This is a genomic window from Spartinivicinus poritis (genome assembly GCF_028858535.1).
Lineage (GTDB): Bacteria > Pseudomonadota > Gammaproteobacteria > Pseudomonadales > Zooshikellaceae > Spartinivicinus > Spartinivicinus poritis.
In genome coordinates this window covers 40908-60613 of the sequence record NZ_JAPMOU010000001.1, presented here as the reverse complement: position 1 = coordinate 60613, position 19706 = coordinate 40908, and the positions used below count along the sequence as shown (strand labels likewise).

Genomic DNA, 19706 nt, shown 5'->3' with positions numbered 1-19706 from the left:
GTCTTGCCGACCCTGGAAGAACTGATTTCATGAAACGTTATTTGTTGTCTTTGTTAGTTGGGTGTGCAGCAATACCCTATGTCGCCCTTGCAGATACTTTTGTTGTATCTGATATAAGAATAAACGGCCTGCAGAGGGTTTCTGCAGGTACCGTATTTAACTCAATACCAGTAGGTGCTGGTGATGAGGTTGATGATCAAACCGTTGTTGAAACGACGCGAGCACTATTTAAAACAGGCTATTTTCAGGATATCCGCTTATCCCGAGATGGTAATATTTTAGTGATCAGTGTTGTTGAGCGACCGGCTATTAGTTCAATTGATATTGATGGAAACAAAGCCATTGAAACTAAGAAGCTGCTTGAAGGCTTGAAACAAGCTGGGTTGTCACAAGGTGAGATTTTTCAAAAAGCTACCCTGGAAGCGGTCAGGCTAGAGCTAGAGCGACAGTATGTTGGTCAAGGCCGTTATGGTGTGAAGGTTAATACTGACGTTGAGCCTTTACCACGTAATAGGGTTGCTTTGAAGATCAATATTAAAGAAGGCGCTGTTGCTAAAATTAAGCATATTAATATTGTTGGGAATAAAGTCTTTCCTACTGGTGATCTGTTGGAACTATTTGAACTTCAGCCTTCAGGTATGTTCTCGTTTTACAGTAATGATGATAAATACTCCCGTGAAAAACTATCAGGTGACTTAGAGCGATTGCGCTCATACTATTTTGATAGGGGGTATGTAAACTTTAATATTGCCTCAACTCAGGTTTCTATTTCACCTGATAAAGAGAAGGTTTACATTACTGTTAATGTTAATGAAGGAAATAAGTTTACTATCAAAGATGTCAAGCTGGCAGGTGACCTAGTTGTACCTGAAACAGAAATGAAAGCTTTGGTAGGTGTTAAGGAAGGACAAACTTTTTCTCGTAAAGAGCTTACTAAAACAGAAGAGCAAATTTTGCAAAGGCTTGGTAATGAGGGTTATACCTTTGCCAATGTGAATACTATTCCACAGCCCCATGACAATAATACAGTATCGATTACGTTTTTTGTTGACCCTGGTAAGCGTACCTATGTGCGTAGAATTAACTTTGTTGGTAATACTAAAACAGAGGATGAAGTGCTGCGTCGAGAAATGCGGCAAATGGAGGGTGCTTGGGCATCAACTGACAAAATCGAGCAATCTCGTACTCGTTTAGAGCGGTTGGGTTACTTTAAGCAAGTGAATGTTGAAACCCCTGCTGTGCCAGGTACCACGGATCAAATAGATGTTAATTATGCAGTTGAAGAGCAGCCTTCTGGTAGTGTTCAGGCTACATTAGGTTTTTCTCAAGGTAGTGGCTTAATTTTGGGTGGTAATATCAGTCAAAGTAACTTTCTGGGAACGGGAAATAAGGTCAACCTTGGCTTAAATACCAGTAAGGTGCGTACGCTTTACCGCTTTGGTTTTATTGATCCCTACTATACGGTTGATGGCGTAAGCCGTGGCTTTAATGTTTTCTATCGGACTACTGACTTTGAAGAAGCCGATATTTCCAATTATTCAACAGATGTGTGGGGTGGCGATGTAACCTTTGGCTATCCAATTTCAGAAACTGAGCGGCTAAGCTTTGGCTTCGGTTTGGATAATACTGATGTCAGTACAGGCTCAAATACTGCGCAACAAATTGTTGATTTTATAGATAAGGAAGGTGACAGCTTTTTAAACTACAAGTTTAATATTGGTTGGAATGAATCTACCTTAAACCGCGGGATTTTAGCAACAGATGGTCATTCTCAATCTATAGGGTTAGAGCTGGCATTACCAGGGAGTGACTTGAAGTTTTATAAGCTCAACTATACTGGTCAAATCTTTACGCCAATCAGTGAAAAGCTGACACTACACTTAAAAACCAATTTAGGTTATGGCGATAGCTTTGGCGGTACTTCCGAGCTGCCATTTTATGAGAATTATTATGCGGGTGGTTTTGGTTCTGTGCGCGGTTTCAAGAACAATACACTTGGCCCCAGAGCTGTGCGCAAGGATAATAATGACGATGATCCAATAGGTGGCAATATTTTGGTTGAAGGAACTGCAGAAGTTATCTTCCCTATGCCATTTATAAAAGATCAACGTTCTGTGCGTAGTGCTGTATTTCTGGATGCCGGTAATGTCTTCGATAGTGACTGCGGTGATGACGAAAAGAACTGCAGTAATGCAGACTTTGGTGAATTACGTTATTCAGTAGGCTTTGGTGTCACCTGGATAACAGGCTTGGGACCTTTGACATTTAGCTTGGCAAAAGGCCTGAATGCCGATTCAAGTGATGAAACCGAAGTCTTTCAATTTGCGCTGGGACAGTCATTTTAACCTGAAAGCGACTTAACTTAGACACTAGAGGTTTTATTGGCCTCTTTGGTAATATTTTGCAACCACTTTAGGTAAGTGCATCAGACAGCAGGTTGCAAAAAATTACTACCAAAGAAGCTGGTAAACCATCAGTGAGCTTGATTATCCAGAGAGGGTAAATAGCTACAAAATATTCAGGTTAGGCTATTTGGTTTACAACGTAGGAGAAAAAGTTTTGGTCAAAAAACTAATCGGAATGGTGTTTGCCGGGTTTGTATTTGCTTCATTAGCACCTGTTACTATGGCTGAAGTTAAAGTAGCTGTGGTTGACTATCAAAAAGCACTTAATCAGTCAGATGCTGCTAAAAAATACTTAAAACAACTGGAAAGTAAGTTTAGTGGTAAAGTTAACAACTTGAAAAGGCTGGAGGCTGATGCTAAACGCATTAACACCAAACTGAAGAAAGATGCTGCTGCTATGAGTAATACTGAGCGTGGCAAATTACAGCTTGAGCTAAAGCGGAAAGCTGAAGACTATCAGATTCAGACTAAAGAGTTTCAGGCTGAAAAAAATAAAGCGGATCGTGAGCAGTTTAAAAAGCTAAAGCCAAAGTTGGACAAAGCAATTACAGAAGTGGCAAAAGCAAATGGCTATGATCTTGTTTTAAATCGTGCGACAGCATTCTATATTAACCCAAAACATGATATAACTCTCAAAGTAATCCAGAAACTTAATACCTACCGTTAATACCTCTCTTTATATGGCATCAGAGCGTACTTTTTCCTTGCAAGTTATTGCAGATCACCTTGAGGCAGAGCTTCAAGGTGATCCTAGCTATTTAATCTCAGGAATTGCTACTTTACAGCAGGCAACGTCAAGAGATTTGTCTTTTCTAGCAAACCCCACTTACAAGAAATATCTGCCAGATAGCCAGGCAGGTGCAATATTGCTTGCACCTGATGAAGCGGATGATTTTGAAGGTAATGCCTTAGTCCTGAATAACCCTTATTTAGGCTATGCTAAAATTTCTCACTGGTTTAGTGTGCAAGCACAGCCAGCAGGTTATGTTCATCCCAGCGCGGCCATTGCTAAAACTGCAAAAATTGCAAAAACAGCATCTATTGGTGCTAATGCAGTTGTAGAAGCAGATGCCATTATTGGTGAAAATGTTGTTGTTGGAGCGGGCACAGTTATTGGTCACACCTCTGAAATTGGAGCTGATAGTTATCTTGCCGCCAATGTGACAGTTTGTCATGGTGTTTTGGTTGGTGAGCGAGTGACCATCCATAGTGGTGCTGTTATTGGTGCTGATGGTTTTGGCTTTGCTCACTATAACAATGAATGGCATAAAATTGCTCAATTAGGTGGTGTCGTTATTGGCAGTGATGCAGAAATAGGGGCTAATACGACTATCGATCGAGGCGCATTGGATAATACAGTGATAGGCTGTGGCGTTAAGTTAGATAACCTGATTCAGATTGCCCACAATGTTGTCATTGGGGATAATACTGCAGTTGCAGGCTGTGTTGGTATTTCTGGCAGTACAAAAGTCGGAAAAAACTGTACAATAGCCGGCGGCTCGGGTTTAGCTGGCCACTTGACTATTGCAGATAATGTTCATATCACCGCAATGGCACTAGTCACCAAATCAATTCGTGAGCCAGGCTCATACTCTTCTGGGGCGGGTAGTTCAATGCCTACCGCAGAATGGAAAAAGCTTGTGGTTCGCTATCGTCAGCTGGATAAGTTGGCCAAGCGAATTAAAACACTAGAGCAACAGCTAAGCGCTGGCGCTTAACCCAATTACCATCCAGCTGAAAATCAAGTTAGGTTAACGTTGAAAATGATGCGCGTTGAAGAAATTAAAGAGTTTTTGCCTCAAAGGTATCCGTTTTTGTTGGTTGACCGGGTGGTTGATCTAGATCTGGATGCTAAAACTATTAAGTGCTACAAAAATGTTTCAGTAAATGAAGATTTCTTCAATGGTCACTTTCCGCAGCATCCTATTATGCCAGGTGTACTTATCGTTGAGGCAATGGCTCAAGCGGCAGGTATTTTAGGTTTTAAAATGAGTGGTAAGCAGCGCGAAGATAATCATGTGTATTATTTTGCTGGCGCTGATAAAGTTAGATTCAAGCAGCCTGTTGTACCTGGTGATCAGTTAGTATTAAACGCTACTTATAAAACAGAAAAGCGTGGTATATGGAAATTTTATTGTGAAGCTGTAGTTGATGGAAAAATGGTGAGTTCCGCTGAAATAACTTGTGCCAAAAAGGAACTCTAGTTTTGATTGATTCACGAGCTGTCATTGACCCCAAAGCGAAAGTGGCCGAGGGAGTTGAGGTTGGGCCCTGGAGTTACATCGGGCCGGAAGTTGAAATTGGACCTGGTTCAGTTATTCACTCCCATGTTGTTATTAAAGGACCCACCCAGATTGGCAAGAATAACCGAATCTTTCAATTTGCCTCAGTTGGTGAAGACTGTCAGGATAAAAAATATCAAGGCGAGCCTACTCGCCTGGAAATTGGTGATAATAATATTATTCGAGAGGGCTGTACTATTCATAGAGGTACTGTTCAGGATAATAGTGCCACCATCATTGGTAACAACAATTTATTCATGGCTTATGTTCATGTGGGCCATGATAGCATTATCGAAGATGACTGCATTTTCGCAAATAACGCGGCAATTGCTGGTCATGTCAAAGTAGGGCGTGGGGCAATCCTGGGCGGTTATACCACAGTGCACCAGTTTTGTATGGTAGGTGCTTATAGCATGTCTGCTGCCCATACTGCCGTATTTAAAGATATACCTGCTTTTGTGATGGTCAGTGGTAATCCGGCTGAAGCCCATGGAATGAATTTTGAGGGTATGCGACGCCGACAGTATTCACCAGAGCTGATTAAAATACTTCGACAAGCTTATAAAGTTGTTTATCGACAAGGACTCACTTTAGAGGAAGCCTTAGCGAAACTATCAGTACTGGAAAAAGGCTATGCTGAAGTTTCTGTATTCATAAAGTCACTCGAGGCTTCAACTCGGGGAATTACCCGATAGATCATGACAAACTTGAGTTACCCATTTTATCAAGGCCCTTTACGAGTAGGTATTGTGGCAGGTGAAGCCTCTGGTGATATTTTGGGGGCGGGTTTAATTAAGTCATTAAAAAAGCGCTTCCCAACGGCTGTGTTTGAAGGAATTGGCGGGCCACTTATGGAAGCGGAAGGTTTTCATAGTCATGTGCCTATGGAGCGCCTTTCTGTTATGGGTTTGGTAGAAGTATTGGGGCGCTTAAAGGAATTGTTAAGCATTCGTAAGCAGCTTTTTAATTATTTTACAGAAACACCACCCCATATATTTATAGGTATAGATGCGCCTGATTTTAATCTTGAGCTTGAATGTAAGCTCAAGCAGGCTGGTATTACTACTGTTCACTATGTCAGCCCTTCAGTGTGGGCTTGGCGGCAGAGTCGAGTGAAGAAAATTGCTCGGTCAGTGGATCATATGCTGACCTTGTTACCATTTGAAGCCGTTTTTTACCAGCAACACCAAGTACCTGTTACCTTTGTGGGCCACCCTCTGGCTGATGAAATTCCACTTCAAAGTGACCAAGCTGCGGCTAGACAGCAGTTGCAATTACCAGTCAATGCGCCGGTAATTGCGTTGCTGCCAGGCAGTCGAGGCTCTGAAATAAAACAGTTGGGACAGCTGTTTTTAGCTACTTTTCAGCGGTGTTTAGAGCAGTATCCAAATGCGAATGCTGTGTTGCCTTGTGCTAATAGTGTCAGAAGAAAACAGCTCGAAGCACTGCTTAGTTTGCCAGAAAATGCAGCGGTTAAAAATCGAGTAAAATTGATTGATGAACAAGCGGATCAGGCAATGGTCGCCGCAGATACTGTACTAGTAGCCTCTGGTACAGCCACTTTGCAATGTATGCTGCTGAAAAGGCCGATGGTTATGGCTTATCGACTTGCTCCTATCACATATCAGATTTTGCGTTGGTTGGTAAAAACACCTTATGTTGCTCTGCCTAACTTGCTTGCAGAGCGGCAGTTAGTGCCGGAGTTTATTCAGTCTGCTGCAACTGTCGATAATTTAACAACAGCTTCACTGGCAAACTTGGCAGGCAATAATAGCTGGGCGCAAACTGAAGCATTATTTTTAGAGTTACATCAGCAGCTACGCTGTCAAGCCAGCGATAAAGCTGCTCAAGTTGTTAGTCAACTAGTAGCGGATCAATTTATAAAATGAGTCAGTCTGAAATAAACTGGGAAATTGCTCAGCATCAGTTAGTTGCAGGTGTTGATGAGGTAGGTAGAGGTCCGCTGTGTGGAGCTGTAGTGACTGCTGCAGTGATTTTAGATCCTAACCAGCCTATTGAAGGTTTAAATGACTCAAAAAAACTGACTGATAAAAAGCGTGAGCAACTCTTTGACGTTATTCAGCAACGAGCCTTAGCATGGCATATCGGCCGGGCCGAGGTTGAGGAAATTGACCAGCTCAATATTTTGCATGCCACCATGCTGGCAATGCAGCGAGCAGTGTTAGGTTTATCAGTTAAGCCAGAGCTTGTGCTTATTGATGGTAATCGTTGTCCAGAACTTCCTTATCCTAGTCAGGCTGTGGTTAAAGGTGATTCTCAAGTGCAGGCAATTGCTGCAGCATCTATTTTGGCTAAAGTGACTCGGGACAGGGAAATGCATGTGTTGGATCAGCAGTATCCTGGTTATGGTTTAGCCAAGCATAAAGGCTATCCTACCAAAGCGCACTTAGCGGCTCTTGAAAAACAGGGGGTAGCCCCTATTTATCGGCGTTCATTTAAGCCTGTCCAGAGGCTGCTAGAAAGCTAATTTAGCATCTTGAATGGCTTATATCCTGCTACAAGTTGAGGTTATTTTTGTGGCGGATCAAGGTGGCGCATCCAGGGCTAAGTGGGCCTGATTTTGCCAAAGCTGTAAGTACTCTTCTAATAGTTCTTTTTCTAAACGAGTATTTTTTTGGCTGTGAATAAAGTCGCTCAAGTGCTTGGTAAGGTTTTTTTCAAGGCAGGGAGACTTTAAGGCAAAGGTATAATATAAAGGCTCGGAGTTAATATAATTAGTGAAGTGACGTATCTCTTGGTTAACTCCCATTGCTTTTGCGTAGGCAAGCCCAGGATAAAGTTCATAGACTACATAGTCTGCTCGTTTTGCAAGTAAGAGCTTAAAAGCAATTTCTAAGGATCGAACACCATAAAGGGCTAAGTGATCCTGAGCATATTGGTCGAACTTTTGCCCAAAGCTGTTGTTTATGAGAGTTGCACCACGTTTATTTTTAAGGTCGCTCCAGCGTTTAAATTTAAAGCCTTTACCATTGGCAACAAATACAACATTGGCAACCTGTGTATAAGCGGGCTTAACATACTCCATATAAGTAGTACGTTCGACGGTTAAAAAAGCACCTGCCAACATATCCAGCTCATTAGCTTTAATTTTTGCCTGGGCGCGGGACCAAGGGCCAACGTAAATGGCATCAACGGTTATATCTAAACTTTCTACGGCCCGCTTTAGCAAAGCAATGCTAACCCCTGTTAGCTGCTTAGGATTAGTTCTGTCTCGCCATAATAATGGTGGGTATTCTGGGTTGCCTGATATTTTAATTCGGGAACAGTTAGCAGCAGCTTGACTGGAAATACTTATTAAAGTCAGCACAACAATCAGGCAAACTAGTCGGTGTTGTAGTATTTGTTGTGGACTAGGGCAAAGCATTGGTGTGACTCTACATGGTTTTCAATTTTGTTGTATTTCACGTGACTAGTAATGAAAACACACTTTTTTGTTAGGTGCGAGTCTTTTGCAAATAAACCAATAAGTGGGCTGTTTTGATAGAGCTTACAGGTTCATTGAGAGCAGAAGAAATATTCGGGCTAGTAAATAAATTTGGGTTTTATAAAATAGCTGAACTGTGATGTTGTGAAAATACGGTATTCAGGTGACTCCTAGGTCATTAATTAAACTGGCATAGCCAAACTTATTATAGCCGCAAAAGATTTTATGTTTAGTCATTTAGGCTTTAGAGGACTCCATGTCTAATAACGCGCCAAATTTTGTTCATCTGCGATTACATACAGAATATTCACTGATTGATGGTATTGTAAAAATCAAGCCTTTGATTGCTGAAACAGTAGCTAAAGGAATGCCTGCTGTTGCTGTGACTGACCAAATGAATTTATATGCTTTAGTTAAGTTTTACAAAGCAGCACTGGCTTCAGGGATTAAACCTATCTGTGGTGCAGATCTTTGGCTGGAAAATGATGAAGCCAGTGCTTCTCCATTGCCGATGTTATTATTAATACAAAATAAAGAAGGCTATCGTAATTTAACGGAGCTTATTTCACAGGCTTATCAAATCAATCAACATCATGAAAAAGCCATAATCAAAAAGGATTGGCTTAAGCAAAAGTCAGCAGGGCTAATAGCCATTTCTGGGGGAAAACTAAGTGAAATTGGTTGTGCACTATTGGCTGGTCATCAGCAGCAAGCTGAGTCATTAGTTAAAGAGTGGCAGGCGATTTTTCCTGATCGTTTTTATTTAGAGTTACAGCGGACTGGGCGTGAAAATGATGAAGAATATTTACATGCTGCAGTGGCGCTTGCTGAAGCTTGTTGTTGTCCTGTTGTTGCAACCAATGATGTCCGTTTTTTACATCAAGAAGACTTCGATGCTCATGAAGCAAGGGTGTGTATTGGTGAGGGCCGAGTATTAGACGACCCTCGTCGTCCACGAAGGTACAGTGAACAACAGTATTTGCGCTCTCCAGAGGAAATGGTAGAGCTATTTGCCGATATTCCAGAAGCACTGGCCAATACAGTAGAAATTGCCAAACGTTGTACGATTGAGGTACAGCTAGGCAAATATTTTTTGCCAGAATATCCGGTGCCAGAAGGGAAAACCATGGATCAGTTTTTCCGTGAGTTTTCCCATCAAGGGCTTGAAGAAAGGTTGGCTATTACCTTAGACCCAGCTACACCAGACTATGAAAACCTGCACCAGCAGTATATTGATCGACTGAATTTTGAATTGGATATTATCCTACAGATGGGGTTTCCCGGTTATTTCCTAATCGTGATGGACTTTATCCAATGGGCGAAAAATAACGGTGTTCCGGTAGGGCCAGGCAGGGGGTCGGGTGCAGGCTCGCTGGTAGCCTATGCCCAAAAAATTACTGACCTTGACCCGTTAGAATATGATTTGCTATTTGAGCGGTTTTTGAATCCAGAGCGGGTGTCCATGCCTGACTTTGATGTTGACTTCTGTATGGATGGCCGGGACCGGGTCATTGATTATGTTGCGCAGAACTATGGTCGGGATGCCGTTTCCCAAATTATTACCTTCGGTACTATGGCTGCAAAAGCGGTTGTGCGAGATGTTGCGAGGGTGCAGGGCAAGTCATATGGATTGGCTGACAAGCTGTCTAAAATGATTCCCTTTGAAGTAGGGATGACTTTATCCAAAGCCTATGAGCAAGAAGAAACCATTCGTGAGTTTTTAGCTAGCGATGAAGCTGCCCAAGAAATTTGGGAGATGGCGCTTAAGCTGGAAGGGACCACTCGAAATGTAGGGAAGCATGCGGGTGGAGTTGTAATAGCGCCAACTAAGCTCACAGACTTTGCCCCCCTTTATTGTGATGAGGAAGGCCATGGCTTAGTTACCCAGTTTGATAAAGATGATGTTGAACAGGCTGGGTTGGTTAAGTTTGACTTTTTGGGGCTAAGAACTCTAACGATTATTGATTGGGCATTAGAAACCATTAATAAGCGTCGAGCGATTAAAAGTGAAGCGCCTATTGATATTAGCCAGATAAACTTAGCAGATGAATTAGTTTTTAAGCTATTGCAGCGAGCAGAGACAACTGCCGTGTTTCAGCTTGAATCCCGTGGAATGAAGGAGTTGATTAAGCGCCTACTGCCCAGTTGTTTTGAAGATATTATTGCGTTGGTGGCATTATTCCGGCCAGGACCACTTCAGTCAGGGATGGTAGATGACTTTATTAATCGTAAGCATGGTCGTGCCACCGTAGAATACCCGCACCCTGATTTGGAGCCAGTACTATCCAACACTTATGGAGTCATTCTGTATCAGGAACAGGTTATGCAGATTGCTCAGGTACTGGCTAATTACACCTTAGGTCAGGCTGACATGCTCCGTCGAGCCATGGGTAAGAAAAAGCCTGAAGAAATGGCCAAGCAGCGGGAAATATTTAATAAAGGTGCTTCAGACAATAGCATTCCTGCAGAACAAGCGACTTATATTTTTGACTTGATGGAAAAATTTGCAGGCTATGGATTTAACAAGTCTCATTCAGCTGCTTACGCGCTAGTTTCTTATCAAACAGCCTGGCTGAAAGCCTATTTCCCAGCAGAGTTTATGGCTGCGGTGTTGTCTTCAGATATTCATAACACTGATAAAGTAGTGATTCTGATTGAAGAATGCCGCTCGATGAAGCTGAATATTACACCACCCAATGTGAATATCAGTGAATATAAATTTACCGTGAGTGATCAGGACGACATCGTCTACGGCTTAGGTGCGATTAAAGGGGTTGGAGAAGGCCCGATTGAAGCCATCGTTGAAGCGCGAAAAGAGGGGGGTGCTTTTAAGGATTTATTTGATTTTTGTAAACGCATAGATGGTAAAAAAATTAATAAACGGGTGATGGAAGCCCTGGTACGCTCAGGGGCTTTAGACCGGCTGGGCCCAGCTCAATATCAGAAAATGGCATTTCTTGGTAAGAATCGAGCGGTCTTGTTTGCTGCTATGGAAGATGCGTTAAAAGCAGCTGATCAAGAGGCAAAAAGCCAAGATAGTGGTCATGGTGACTTGTTTGGGGAGCTGATGGCTGAAACGGAGCAAGACTGTTATGAATATTACTATAACGCCTATGAGTGGCCTGATAACCAGCGTTTGGTAGGAGAAAAAGAAACGCTTGGGCTGTATTTAACTGGCCACCCCATAGATCAGTATGAGTCTGAAATTAAGCACATTATTAGAAACCGCATTGTTGATTTACGGCCGGCCCGAGAAAGCCAATACATCGCAGGATTAATTGTTGCTTTGCGAGTCATGCGTAACAAGCGTGGCCAGAAAATGGCTTTTATCACTTTGGATGATCGTACTGCAAGAATTGAAGTTTCTGTATTTTCAGATCAATTTGAACAGTATCAGCAACAGCTGGAAAAAGATGCACTGGTTATTGTGGAGGGTGAGGTAAGTCATGATGACTACACTAATAACTTGAAAGTGCGCGCTAAGTCATTAGCTAATTTAACGGAAGCACGCAGTAAATATGCACGACAGCTTCAGTTAGTAATTCCGGAGCAAACTTTTAAGCGAGACTTTGTAGAAAACTTAGCTACCCTACTGGCAGAGTATAAGGGGCAGCTACCTGTTACCATTGAATACCAAAAACATGATGCTAAGGCTAAATTGATATTGGCTGATCAATGGCGTGTAGCCCCAACTGATGAGCTTATTCAAGCGTTGAAGAAACAGTATGGAAAAAATTCAGTTGAGTTGCAGTATAGATAATTTGTTAAATGATAAAACAGGTCTATTGTGTCACTGCACTCGACTAAGTAGTCACAATCACGTATCTTATGCTCCTTTTTAGTTGGGCATAATCCGTTAGCAGCCACCGTAATAGTAAGGCAAGAATTACGACTATGAACCCCCAATACCTAGATTTTGAGCAGCCGATTGCAGAGCTGGAAGCCAAAATAGAAAGTCTCAGTTCAACTGAGCAGAACAGCAGTTATGATATTGATATTGCTGAGGAAATAGAAAAGCTTAAGACTAAAAGTAAGTCGCTAACTCAGCAGGTTTTCAGCAAGCTAACCGCTTGGCAGCGAGCACAAATCGCTCGTCACCCTCAGCGGCCATATACTTTTGATTATGTTGAGCATATTTTTAATGACTTTGACGAATTACATGGCGATCGTAAGTTTGCAGATGACCAGTCGATAGTAGGTGGTATTGGTAAACTGGAAAATCAGCCAGTGATGATTATTGGTCATCAAAAAGGCCGTGATGTTAAAGAAAAAGTTCGCCGCAATTTTGGTATGCCTAAACCAGAAGGCTATCGAAAAGCTTGCCGGCTAATGGAGTTAGCTGAGCGGTTTAAAATACCTGTATTGACGTTTATCGATACGCCAGGCGCATACCCTGGTATTGATGCGGAAGAGCGTGGTCAAAGTGAAGCAATTGCTTATAACCTGGCGGTCATGTCCCGTTTGAAAGCACCTATTATTTCCACAGTGATCGGAGAAGGGGGCTCAGGTGGTGCATTGGCAGTTGGTGTATGTGATCATCTCATGATGCTGCAATACTCTACTTATTCGGTGATATCTCCAGAAGGCTGTGCGTCTATTTTATGGAAAAGTGCTGAAAAAGCCGCTGATGCTGCAGAGGCAATGGGGATTACCGCTGACCGTTTACTAGAACTTGGTTTTGTTGATCGGCTGATTCCAGAACCGTTAGGCGGTGCCCACCGGGATCCTGTACAGATGGCCGCCAGTATTAAAGAATCACTGATTAAAGAGCTGGACGTACTAAAGCGTCACTCAACTGATGAACTGTTGGATTTACGGTACAAGCGCTTGATGTCGTATGGTTCGTTTGGCCAGTAATTGATATTAAAGCTGAACCCGTTTTCTAACAAAAAGCCGACTATTTAGTCGGCTTTTTAGTATTGTCCTTTTGTTGAACTGATAGCGTATAACCTTTCATGGACCTGCCACAGCTATACTGCCAAAACTTGGAACGATTATTAGCTGACTATACTCCCACACGACTAGTAGTAGCGTTCAGTGGTGGGTTGGACTCGACAGTGTTACTGGATTTAACCTGTCAGTACGCTGCGCAGCATCAATTACCAGTGATAGCATTTCACATTAATCATAATTTAAGCCCTAATGCCAAGCAGTGGCAGAACCATTGCCAAAGGCTAGCTATTCAATTGGGCTGTGATTTTGTTGCAAAACAAGTTGAGGTTAAATCTACAGGTAAAGGTGTTGAGGAAGCTGCAAGGGCGAAGAGATATCAGGCTTTTGAAGTGTTTTTAGAGGCAACTGATGTATTGTTGTTAGGTCATCATCTGCAAGATCAGCTGGAAACATTGTTATTCCGCTTTTGTCGTAGCTCTGGTGTTTCAGGTTTAGCTGGGATGCCCAACAGTCGTATGATTGGTAAAGCCCGCCTATTCCGGCCTTTGTTAGAATATACCAAAACTGACTTACTGCATTACGCCGAGCAGCATCAATTAATCTGGGTGGAAGATGAGTCTAATAAGACATTGGATTTTAGTCGTAACTTTTTGCGTCATGAGATTTTACCTAAACTGGAATGTCACTGGCCGAATTTATATCGTCAGTTAATCGGCACTAAAGAGCATTGTCAGGATGCAGCCAGTATTCTTGAGGATATGGCCCAGCTAGATTATCAGGCTGCACAGGTTAGCCCACCTGCACACTGGAGTAAGGGATTATTGGTTCAGCCGCTCAGCTGCCAACAGCTACTACAGTTATCTTCACCCAGGCGGCATAACTTAATCCGCTACTGGCTAAAACGTGTAGATATTAATATCACCCGGCCGCTGCTATTGGAGGTTGAAAACTCTTTGCTAATGGCAGCAGAGGATGCAATGCCAACAATTGTCGTTGGTAGTGGTGACGGTTTTGGAGCATTGAGGTGTTTTCAAGACGGCTTATTTTTCTTGCCTGAGAGCTTGGCTAGATGGTTACCCACCACCCAACAGGTGGAGTGGGGTTGGCAGAAGCATGAAACCATTGATTTAGTGGGAAATGGCCAGCTGTTTTGCTATCAGTCAGGGGGTGAAGTCAGTGCAGCTAAGTTGAAGGGTAAAACCCTGAAAGTCGCCTATCGTGAGCAGTTAAATATAGATAAGTTTGCTATACCGGGTCGCCAAGGGCGTAAAACGTTAAAGCGTTGGTTTCAGGAGTATCAAATTCCCCCTTGGTTGCGAGAGCGCTGGCCATTATTGGTTGTCGGTAGTGAGTTAGTGGCGATTCCGGGCCTGCTGGTTAATCAAGCCTTTGCTTGTGAAGACGGGGAGTTGAGTCTGTCTTTTCAATGGGAGCTTTTTTCACCATTAGTTAGATAGTGCAATCTAAAGAAACTATAAAGCAATGAGCGACTCCCTGTCCTCAAGCTTTTGTGGCACCTTCGAACAGCTTCGGCTAAAAAACGATAAATTGAGGTTGTAGGTAGATTCTGGTATTCTGACGTCCCATCTTGTGATGACCAGTCAACCTTCCACATCTAATGGTCATAAACCGCTAACATTAACTAACTTCTGCAGGTTTTTCATGACGCGCTACATATTCGTCACTGGTGGTGTTGTTTCTTCATTGGGAAAAGGCATCGCGTCAGCATCTCTGGCGGCCATATTGGAAGCTCGTGGTTTAAATGTCACGATGCTCAAACTAGACCCCTATATTAATGTCGATCCGGGAACAATGAGCCCTTATCAGCATGGTGAGGTATTTGTTACGGAAGATGGTGCTGAAACTGATTTGGATCTGGGGCATTACGAGCGCTTTATTCGAACTACTATGACGCGTGACAATAACTTTACCACTGGTCGTATTTATCAGGACGTCCTGCGTAAAGAGCGGCGCGGTGATTATCTGGGGGGCACAGTGCAAGTGATTCCCCATATCACTGATGAAATAAAGCGGAGAGTCATCAAAGGTGCAGGTGATGCGGATATTGCGTTAGTTGAGATTGGCGGCACTGTAGGCGATATCGAATCTCAACCATTTCTAGAAGCCATCCGTCAGTTGAAAGTGGAGCTAGGCCAGAACCGAGCTTTGCTAATGCATTTAACCCTAGTGCCGTATATTGCGACTGCGGGTGAAACTAAAACCAAACCCACTCAACACTCTGTAAAAGAACTACGTTCCATAGGCTTGCAACCTGATATTTTGGTGTGTCGTTCTGATCATCATATTGACTCAGGCTCTCGACGTAAAATTGCGCTGTTTACCAACGTAGAAGAGCGTGCGGTCATTGCTTTAGAAGATGCAGACTCTATTTATAAAATCCCTCGTATGCTGCATAAGCAGGGGTTAGATGACATTATTGTTGACCGCTTTCGCATGGACTGTCAGCCTGCTGACTTAAGTGAATGGGATGCTGTCGTTGAGGATGAAGCCAGTTCAGCGCATGAAGTGACAATAGCGATGATTGGCAAGTATATGGACCTGCTTGATGCTTACAAGTCACTGATTGAAGCGATGAAACATGCGGGGCTGAAAACCCACACCAAGGTGAAGCTGGTTTATATTGACTCTGAGCAGCTAGAAACTGAGGGCTTGGATGCTTTGGCTAAGGTAGATGGTATCTTGGTACCAGGTGGCTTTGGTCAGCGAGGTGTTGAAGGCAAAATTAAAGCAGTTCAGTATGCCCGTGAAAAACAAATACCTTACTTAGGTATTTGTTTAGGTATGCAAGTGGCCGTTATTGAGTATGCCCGTCATGTGGCGGGTTTAGCTGATGCACATAGTAGTGAGTTTGATCAGTCGACAAATCATCCAGTTGTTGGCCTGATTACCGAGTGGACGACAGCTGAAGGGGATGTGGAAGTACGTGATGATGCATCTGACCTAGGGGGTACCATGCGGTTGGGGGCTCAGGCTTGTCAATTAAAGCCTGGTACAAAGGCACATCAGGCCTATGGCAAAGATTTGATCGAAGAGCGCCACCGTCACCGTTATGAAGTCAATGATAATTACGTAGCGCAGCTGGAAGAAGCCGGGTTGATTATTTCTGGTCGCTCAGAAGACAATGCTTTGGTAGAAATGGTAGAGGTGCCTGACCACCCTTGGTTTGTTGCTTGTCAGTTTCACCCGGAATTTACATCAACACCAAGAGATGGCCATGGCTTGTTTACTAACTTTGTCAAAGCGACTTTAACGAATAAATCATCAAAATAAAGCTAAGCGCACAGACTCTAAAACAGTTGAGATAATATATGAGCCAGAAGATTATTAAGATTGGCAATATTCAGGTGGCTAACCACTTGCCTTTTGTTTTATTTGGTGGTGTCAATGTGCTGGAGTCTCGTGACCTAGCGATGACAGTTGCCGAACATTTTGTCAAAGTAACAGAAAAACTAGGCATTCCCTATGTCTTTAAAGGCTCATTTGATAAAGCGAATCGTTCCTCTATGCACTCCTATCGGGGGCCAGGTTTAGAGGATGGGCTTAAAATATTACAAGAAGTAAAAGATACCTTTAAGGTGCCTGTTATTACTGATGTCCATGAGTCATATCAAGCTGCACCTACAGCAGAAGTAGCAGATGTTATTCAATTACCGGCTTTCTTATCTAGGCAAACTGACTTAGTGGTTGCTATGGCGAAAACTGATGTTGTTATAAATATCAAAAAAGCTCAGTTTTTAGCGCCTCATGAAATGAAACATATTCTCACCAAGTGTGAAGAGGCAGGTAATGACCAGCTGATGCTTTGTGAGCGTGGCACCATGTTTGGCTATAACAACCTGGTGGTAGATACTCTAGGATTTGGCTTGATGAAAGCGATGAACTACCCCGTTATTTTTGATGTGACTCATGCATTACAACGGCCCGGTGGCCGATCTGATTCGGCGGATGGGCGTCGCAGTCAGGTGAATGAGCTGGCTAAAGCAGGGATGGCAACAGGGTTGGCAGGATTATTTTTAGAAACCCATCCAGATCCCAATCAGGCAAAATGTGATGGGCCTTGTGCACTAAAACTTGATAAATTACAGCCTTTCTTAGAACAACAAAAAGCACTTGATGAGCTGGTAAAAAGCTTTCCTGAAATTGACACTGAATAATTTGCTTAGAAAAGTTTTGGAGTTAACTCACAATGATTGAAATTGTTGATATTAAAGCCCGTGAAGTGTTGGACTCAAGGGGAAATCCGACAGTTGAAGCTGATGTTATTGTAGCAGGTGGTTTTATTGGTTCAGCTTGTGCTCCCTCAGGTGCATCGACAGGTTCTAGAGAAGCATTGGAGCTACGTGATGGTGATAAAAATCGTTATTTAGGCAAAGGCGTTTTAAAAGCAGTTGCTGCAGTAAATGAGCAAATTAAATCTGCGTTAGTAGGAATGGATGTTACTGATCAGCGGGCATTAGACAATAAAATGCTGGCGCTGGATGGTACTGAAAATAAAGCCAAACTAGGTGCCAATGCAATTTTGGCAGTTTCTTTAGCGGCAGCTAAAGCGGCAGCGGCAGCAAAACAAGTACCTTTGTATCAGCATATTGCAGAAATAAATGGTACTGCTGGTCAGTACAGTATGCCTGTTCCCATGATGAATATTCTCAATGGTGGTGAACATGCAGATAATAATGTCGATATCCAGGAATTTATGGTACAACCAGTTAGTGCGCCGTCATTTCGTGAAGCATTACGGGTTGGAGCTGAAATTTTCCATGCCTTAAAATCAGTATTAAAAACAAAAGGCTTAAATACAGCAGTTGGTGATGAAGGTGGTTTTGCACCTAACCTGCCGTCTAATGAGGCAGCGCTTGAAGTGATTGCTGAAGCGGTTGAGAAAGCCGGTTATAAATTAGGTGAAGACGTTACTTTAGCACTGGACTGTGCTTCTTCAGAGTTTTATAGCGATAGCCAGTATCAGCTATCGGGTGAAGGAAAAACATTTACTAGCGAAGGTTTTGCAGATTATCTGGCAGAGCTTACTGAAAAATACCCCATTATCTCCATTGAAGATGGCATGGATGAAAGCGACTGGGATGGCTGGGCTGTGTTAACCAAGAAAATTGGTAGCAAAACCCAGCTGGTTGGTGATGATTTATTTGTGACTAATACTAAAATTCTCAAGCGCGGTATCGATGAAAAAGTAGCAAATTCAATTTTGATTAAATTCAATCAAATTGGTTCTTTGTCAGAGACTTTAGATGCCATTAATATGGCTAAGCAGGCAGGGTATACTGCAGTTATTTCCCATCGTAGTGGTGAAACTGAAGATGCTACTATTGCTGATTTAGCAGTCGCTACAGCAGCAGGGCAAATTAAAACAGGTTCATTATGTCGTTCTGATCGTGTTGCTAAATATAATCAGTTATTACGTATTGAAGAGCAGTTGGGTGATCAGGCGCCTTATAAAGGTAGAGCTGAATTTAAAGCCTAGTTTACCATTTGCGAATGACTATAAAACAAATTAGGGGGCATTGCCCCCTAATTTGTTTTAGGGCTAGTAGTATATGTAAAGCGCTTACCGTATTTTGCGTATGCACCACTAGGCGCTGATGAGTTAAAATGAAAATATAATCAGCAAATTTTGGGCTTAACACCTTATGAAATGGCTAACTGGATTATTAATTTTGTTATTGACTCTGCTGCAGTATCGATTGTGGTTTAGTGATACAGGTGTTGTACGACTATGGCAAACGCAACAGCAAATTACCTCGCAACAGCGTGAAAATCAGGGCCTTTATCAGCGTAACCGGGTCTTAGAAGCAGAGGTTGTAGAGTTGCAAAACGGTTTAGATACCATTGAAGAGTTAGCGCGAAGTCAGCTAGGCATGATTAAACAAGGTGAACAATTTTTTTTACTTGCGGATTAGAGAGAGCCAGAAAACAGTAGTTTTATGACAGCCAATCAAAACCCTTGCTGGGCCATTGTTCCTGCCGCTGGTATTGGCAGCAGGATGCAACAGAAAAAACCAAAACAATACCTTGATTTGAATGGGCGACCTATACTGAGCCATACCTTAACTCAATTGCTGCAATTTCCTTTTCAGAAAATTATCGTGGCGGTCGCCACTGATGATCCATGGTTTGATCAGTTACCCATTACTCAGGACTCTCGAGTTATAAAAGTAGAGGGGGGGGCAGAGCGTTATCAATCCGTCGCAAATGGCCTGAGCTGGTTAGCTGGCTTTGCAGCGGAGAGTGACTGGGTGATGGTTCATGATGCCGCGAGGCCCTGCATTCGATTAGCAGAAATTAACAAGCTCTATCAGCAGTTGGCTGAACATCCTGTCGGTGGTTTGCTGGGGGTGCCTGTTAAAGATACTTTAAAAGCTGTTGGTGATCAGGGGGAAGTGGAGCAAACGGTTCCGCGAGAAAACCTCTGGCAAGCACAAACGCCGCAAATGTTTCGGTTTGGATTATTGAGACAAGCATTAGCAGAGGCACTGATGAAAAACAGTGTGGTAACTGATGAGGCTTCTGCTATCGAGCAGCTGGGCTATTCACCATTAATGGTAGAGGGGCGTGATGATAATTTAAAAGTGACGCGACCTGTAGACTTACCATTAGCCGCTTTTTGTCTAGAGAATCAGACAGGCGATGGGTAAAAGTTCAAGGCAA

Annotated in this window: 16 protein-coding genes; 15 read left to right on the top strand and 1 reads right to left on the bottom strand. The window is 42.8% G+C overall.

Annotated features, from left to right (window positions below; genetic code table 11):
- Positions 1 to 29: 29 nt before the first annotated feature.
- The 7 genes from bamA (at position 30) to rnhB (ending at position 7175) form a co-directional block, all read left to right on the top strand.
- On the top strand, positions 30 to 2345 hold the full coding sequence (bamA, locus tag ORQ98_RS00295; protein WP_274686766.1) for an outer membrane protein assembly factor BamA: 2316 nt from the start codon (positions 30 to 32) through the stop codon (positions 2343 to 2345).
- Positions 2346 to 2559: 214 nt separating this feature from the next.
- Positions 2560 to 3072, top strand: coding sequence for an OmpH/Skp family outer membrane protein (locus ORQ98_RS00290; protein WP_274686765.1), 513 nt, complete (start codon positions 2560 to 2562; stop codon positions 3070 to 3072).
- A 13-nt stretch (positions 3073 to 3085) separates the two neighbouring features.
- Positions 3086 to 4123, top strand: a complete 1038-nt coding sequence (gene lpxD / locus ORQ98_RS00285) for a UDP-3-O-(3-hydroxymyristoyl)glucosamine N-acyltransferase (protein ID WP_274686764.1) — start codon at positions 3086 to 3088, stop codon at positions 4121 to 4123.
- Positions 4124 to 4168: 45 nt separating this feature from the next.
- Positions 4169 to 4609, top strand: a complete 441-nt coding sequence (fabZ, locus tag ORQ98_RS00280; protein WP_180567358.1) for a 3-hydroxyacyl-ACP dehydratase FabZ — start codon at positions 4169 to 4171, stop codon at positions 4607 to 4609.
- Positions 4610 to 4611: 2 nt separating this feature from the next.
- Positions 4612 to 5382 (top strand): acyl-ACP--UDP-N-acetylglucosamine O-acyltransferase, encoded by a 771-nt coding sequence (gene lpxA / locus ORQ98_RS00275; protein WP_274686763.1) that lies wholly within the window; start codon positions 4612 to 4614, stop codon positions 5380 to 5382.
- A 3-nt stretch (positions 5383 to 5385) separates the two neighbouring features.
- Positions 5386 to 6576: a lipid-A-disaccharide synthase gene (gene lpxB / locus ORQ98_RS00270; RefSeq protein ID WP_274686762.1), complete on the top strand. Its 1191-nt coding sequence runs from the start codon at positions 5386 to 5388 to the stop codon at positions 6574 to 6576.
- Positions 6573 to 7175 carry a ribonuclease HII gene (gene rnhB, locus ORQ98_RS00265; protein WP_274686761.1) on the top strand — a complete coding sequence of 201 codons (603 nt, stop codon included), beginning with the start codon at positions 6573 to 6575 and terminating at the stop codon, positions 7173 to 7175. Before lpxB ends, rnhB begins: the two co-directional genes overlap by 4 nt.
- Positions 7176 to 7232: 57 nt before the next feature.
- Here rnhB and ORQ98_RS00260 read toward each other — a convergent pair whose 3' ends face one another.
- The gene (locus tag ORQ98_RS00260) at positions 7233 to 8072 is read right to left on the bottom strand and encodes a substrate-binding periplasmic protein (protein ID WP_274686760.1); all 840 of its coding nucleotides are present in this window, start codon (positions 8070 to 8072) and stop codon (positions 7233 to 7235) included.
- Positions 8073 to 8388: 316 nt separating this feature from the next.
- Between ORQ98_RS00260 and dnaE the strand changes: the two genes are divergently transcribed.
- From dnaE to ispD, 8 genes are all read left to right on the top strand, one after another.
- Positions 8389 to 11892 carry a DNA polymerase III subunit alpha gene (gene dnaE / locus ORQ98_RS00255; protein ID WP_274686759.1) on the top strand — a complete coding sequence of 1168 codons (3504 nt, stop codon included), beginning with the start codon at positions 8389 to 8391 and terminating at the stop codon, positions 11890 to 11892.
- A gap of 134 nt (positions 11893 to 12026) precedes the next feature.
- On the top strand, positions 12027 to 12989 hold the full coding sequence (accA, locus tag ORQ98_RS00250; protein WP_274686758.1) for an acetyl-CoA carboxylase carboxyl transferase subunit alpha: 963 nt from the start codon (positions 12027 to 12029) through the stop codon (positions 12987 to 12989).
- A 98-nt stretch (positions 12990 to 13087) separates the two neighbouring features.
- Positions 13088 to 14482 carry a tRNA lysidine(34) synthetase TilS gene (gene tilS / locus ORQ98_RS00245; RefSeq protein WP_274686757.1) on the top strand — a complete coding sequence of 465 codons (1395 nt, stop codon included), beginning with the start codon at positions 13088 to 13090 and terminating at the stop codon, positions 14480 to 14482.
- A 205-nt stretch (positions 14483 to 14687) separates the two neighbouring features.
- Positions 14688 to 16316 (top strand): CTP synthase, encoded by a 1629-nt coding sequence (locus ORQ98_RS00240; RefSeq protein WP_274686756.1) that lies wholly within the window; start codon positions 14688 to 14690, stop codon positions 16314 to 16316.
- 38 nt (positions 16317 to 16354) lie between these two features.
- Complete coding sequence (gene kdsA / locus ORQ98_RS00235) at positions 16355 to 17200, top strand: 3-deoxy-8-phosphooctulonate synthase (RefSeq protein ID WP_274686755.1); 846 nt, start codon at positions 16355 to 16357, stop codon at positions 17198 to 17200.
- 32 nt (positions 17201 to 17232) lie between these two features.
- The gene (gene eno / locus ORQ98_RS00230; protein WP_274686754.1) at positions 17233 to 18522 is read left to right on the top strand and encodes a phosphopyruvate hydratase; all 1290 of its coding nucleotides are present in this window, start codon (positions 17233 to 17235) and stop codon (positions 18520 to 18522) included.
- A gap of 166 nt (positions 18523 to 18688) precedes the next feature.
- Entirely contained in the window at positions 18689 to 18958 is a 270-nt protein-coding gene (gene ftsB, locus ORQ98_RS00225) for a cell division protein FtsB (RefSeq protein WP_274686753.1), read from the top strand.
- A gap of 24 nt (positions 18959 to 18982) precedes the next feature.
- Complete coding sequence (gene ispD / locus ORQ98_RS00220) at positions 18983 to 19693, top strand: 2-C-methyl-D-erythritol 4-phosphate cytidylyltransferase (RefSeq protein WP_274686752.1); 711 nt, start codon at positions 18983 to 18985, stop codon at positions 19691 to 19693.
- Positions 19694 to 19706: the final 13 nt, after the last annotated feature.

Excerpts from the sequence above, each read along its gene's own strand:
- rnhB (WP_274686761.1), top strand. The coding sequence starts at position 6,573 with ATGAGTCAGTCTGAAATAAACTGGGAAATTGCTCAGCATCAGTTAGTT.
- eno (WP_274686754.1), top strand. The coding sequence starts at position 17,233 with ATGATTGAAATTGTTGATATTAAAGCCCGTGAAGTGTTGGACTCAAGG.
- dnaE (WP_274686759.1), top strand. The coding sequence starts at position 8,389 with ATGTCTAATAACGCGCCAAATTTTGTTCATCTGCGATTACATACAGAA.
- ispD (WP_274686752.1), top strand. The coding sequence starts at position 18,983 with ATGACAGCCAATCAAAACCCTTGCTGGGCCATTGTTCCTGCCGCTGGT.
- ORQ98_RS00240 (WP_274686756.1), top strand. The coding sequence starts at position 14,688 with ATGACGCGCTACATATTCGTCACTGGTGGTGTTGTTTCTTCATTGGGA.
- lpxB (WP_274686762.1), top strand. The coding sequence starts at position 5,386 with ATGACAAACTTGAGTTACCCATTTTATCAAGGCCCTTTACGAGTAGGT.
- lpxD (WP_274686764.1), top strand. The coding sequence starts at position 3,086 with ATGGCATCAGAGCGTACTTTTTCCTTGCAAGTTATTGCAGATCACCTT.
- ftsB (WP_274686753.1), top strand. The coding sequence starts at position 18,689 with ATGAAATGGCTAACTGGATTATTAATTTTGTTATTGACTCTGCTGCAG.
- fabZ (WP_180567358.1), top strand. The coding sequence starts at position 4,169 with ATGATGCGCGTTGAAGAAATTAAAGAGTTTTTGCCTCAAAGGTATCCG.
- accA (WP_274686758.1), top strand. The coding sequence starts at position 12,027 with ATGAACCCCCAATACCTAGATTTTGAGCAGCCGATTGCAGAGCTGGAA.
- kdsA (WP_274686755.1), top strand. The coding sequence starts at position 16,355 with ATGAGCCAGAAGATTATTAAGATTGGCAATATTCAGGTGGCTAACCAC.
- ORQ98_RS00260 (WP_274686760.1), bottom strand. The coding sequence starts at position 8,072 with ATGCTTTGCCCTAGTCCACAACAAATACTACAACACCGACTAGTTTGC.
- bamA (WP_274686766.1), top strand. The coding sequence starts at position 30 with ATGAAACGTTATTTGTTGTCTTTGTTAGTTGGGTGTGCAGCAATACCC.
- tilS (WP_274686757.1), top strand. The coding sequence starts at position 13,088 with ATGGACCTGCCACAGCTATACTGCCAAAACTTGGAACGATTATTAGCT.